Origin of the sequence: Oikeobacillus pervagus, assembly GCF_030813365.1 — a bacterium.
In the GTDB taxonomy this organism is placed as follows: Bacteria; Bacillota; Bacilli; order Bacillales; family DSM-23947; genus Oikeobacillus; species Oikeobacillus pervagus.
Map to the genome: position 1 here is coordinate 1 of NZ_JAUSUC010000099.1, position 1,683 is coordinate 1,683.

Sequence of the window (1,683 nt, forward strand, 5' to 3'; positions counted from 1 at the left end):
TCCCTTCTCTCATTTGACTAGGGTGGGGGAATTTTAATAACAAAAGTGTTCAAAATTAATTAGCAAAAAGTGTTCAAAACTACTTGACGGTTACACCGCCAAAATCGACTTGTATTGAGCACTACCACATACTGTGCTTGGATAGACAAAAGGTGAGCCAACAATTCCTGTAAGCCCACCCTGTCTATCTCCAATGCTTCAACATTTAATTTGGCACCGCTTATTCCTTCATCGCTAAAAATATGGATCAAGTTCAAGCCTTGTTCTTCACAGTATGCTTTGATTTCATCTTCTTGATATTTCAAGCTGTATCCATCTCTAGCTTGCCCTTGAGTCAAGACTCATATATACCCGACAACGTTCAATATTTCACCCTCCCGTTATATAAATTGTAATTTTCGTAACGCTTTTTAACGAATAGCGAGTATTATACGACCGTCTCTAGTAAAAATACAACACAAAAATTATTTGCCCTTTACAATAAAACAACACTCTTTCACATAGCCCATTGTTTATCGCCACGTGCACGAACGCTCTCGTTAGTTTGTTGGCCATTCCATGTCATAAGTACCCCAGCCATGTAAAATATCATCTAGCCCTTTCTCGTTCTTGTTCAGTTCTCCAAGTAATCAAAGGATACTCCATGAAGGTACAACCTTCATGAGTTATGAATTTCACATAGCATTTTTGAATGTCTCCCTAAAACAAACTTTTATTCTTTCAATTTCTTATGTACCAGTGTATTTCCTGCTTACACCACGAGCTATATCATTCTCTTGCGCAAATTGTGGTCCATTTTATTTAAATTCACTGCAACCAATTTCATACTCCTTTTTACCATCATGAGTATTTGATTCAAATATCAGATTATAAAAACGTATAACTATAAAAGCAAAAAAACCTTGAAAGGCTATAGCCAATCAAGGTTTACAAGTCTATTCTTCGCATACTTGAATAATTTCTTTGGGTACAGATTCAAAAATTAACACTTCTGGCTTTGAATAGGGCTTCTTTATCAAATAGTCTTCAAGTGTCATCATACTTTTCCAGTATAGTTTAATCCAATATTCAATAGTTTCTCCAGTATCAAAATTTAAAGCTTCCTCATCAAAGTCTTTAAAATCCTCATAGAATGCTTGGTCATAGATCAAAAGGGAAATATCACCATCAAATACTAGGATTTTATCCGTAAATAGGAAAGCAAAAAGATTTGGAAAAACGATTTGTTATATCAACACCTATTGCTTCTTTAAAGTTAAGCCAATCAGGTGTATTGGAAGGTCTTAATAGTTCTGTTATCTCAAATTTCACTCTGCCACCATTACTATATCTATTATTTGACTTAGTAGAATATTTAATGCCACCACTCATGACTTCTTCCAGCGAAACATGATGTTGGTGATTTTCAGGCAAATATGCATGATACAACAAATTACTCAAGTATCTCACCTACTTAATATTTATTTTCTTGGAACATAAGGAAAATGTGAGCTTCTGGTTGGGTCATCTAGGTTTTCAAATACCCTATGACTTCCAGTCGGTGTATCAGGTGTACTGATATTTCCGTCAAATTCTTTATAATACTTAGCCTAGATTATTCACCGACAAATACAAAATTCCACTGAAATGCTGACTTACCGGCTTTTCAGTGGGATTCTCTTTTTCACTTATTAGATGAAAAAA

At 34.8% G+C, this 1,683-nt stretch carries 2 protein-coding genes and 1 pseudogene; all 3 read right to left on the reverse strand.

What is annotated here, in order from left to right; genetic code table 11:
• Positions 1-74: 74 nt before the first annotated feature.
• Positions 75-338: pseudogene (locus J2S13_RS16780) on the reverse strand (recombinase family protein); the annotation flags it as partial.
• A gap of 597 nt (positions 339-935) precedes the next feature.
• On the reverse strand, positions 936-1,151 hold the full coding sequence (locus tag J2S13_RS16785; protein WP_307258969.1) for a phosphoribosylamine--glycine ligase: 216 nt from the start codon (positions 1,149-1,151) through the stop codon (positions 936-938).
• 31 nt (positions 1,152-1,182) lie between these two features.
• Complete coding sequence (locus J2S13_RS16790; protein ID WP_307258970.1) at positions 1,183-1,440, reverse strand: hypothetical protein; 258 nt, start codon at positions 1,438-1,440, stop codon at positions 1,183-1,185.
• Positions 1,441-1,683 lie beyond the last annotated feature (243 nt).